Source organism: uncultured Streptomyces sp. (assembly GCF_947488945.1).
Taxonomy (GTDB): domain Bacteria; phylum Actinomycetota; class Actinomycetes; order Streptomycetales; family Streptomycetaceae; genus Streptomyces.
The window spans coordinates 1-713 of record NZ_CANLBS010000078.1 but is presented as its reverse complement, the minus strand read 5'-3'; the positions used below and the strand labels follow the sequence as shown (position 1 = coordinate 713).

The following is a 713-nucleotide window of genomic DNA, read 5'->3' as shown; positions in this document are numbered from 1 at the left end:
GTCCACCCCGTCCGGTCCAACCGCCCCCCACCGTCCGCCGCGAACATCACCTCCCGCAACGACCCGCCCAACAACGGATCCAACACCCCGCACACCTCGTCCAACGCACGCCCGAACACCGGAAACACCGCCGCCAACTCACGACCCATACCGGCCCGCTGCGCACCCTGACCCGAGAACACCAACCCCACACCACCACCAGCCACCACCGACGACACCACGAGACCGGGGTCGCGCAGTGCTTCGAGCAGCGTCTCGCGGTCGGTGCCCACCGCCACCGCACGGTGGCCGAGCGCGGCACGGCCGGTGGCGAGGGTGTAGGCGACGTCGAGCGCGTCCGGACCGGGTTCCTGCCCGACGTGGGCGAGCAGCCGCTCCGCCTGGGCCGCCACGGCCCGGGGCGTACTGCCCGACAGCAGCCAGGGCAGTGCCGGCACCGGCACGTGGGGCGTTCCCGGTTCCGGCTCGGCGGGGTCCGGTGCGGGTGCCTCCTCGATGATGACGTGGGCGTTGGTACCGCCGAATCCGAACGAGGAGACCCCCGCCCGGCGGGGCCGGCCCGTGACCGGCCACTGGCGCGCCTCCGTCAACAACTCCACCGCACCGCTCGACCAGTCGACCATCGGCGACGGCTCATCCACGTGCAACGTCCTCGGCAACACCCCGTGCCGCATCGCCTCCACCATCTTGATCACACCACCCACACCCGCAGC

At 72.2% G+C, this 713-nt stretch carries 1 protein-coding gene; it reads right to left on the bottom strand.

Features of this window, described 5'->3' with window-relative positions; genetic code table 11:
- A partial coding sequence (locus Q0994_RS33895) for a ketoacyl-synthetase C-terminal extension domain-containing protein (RefSeq protein WP_299542582.1) occupies positions 1 to 641 on the bottom strand: 641 nt, incomplete at its 3' end.
- Positions 642 to 713: the final 72 nt, after the last annotated feature.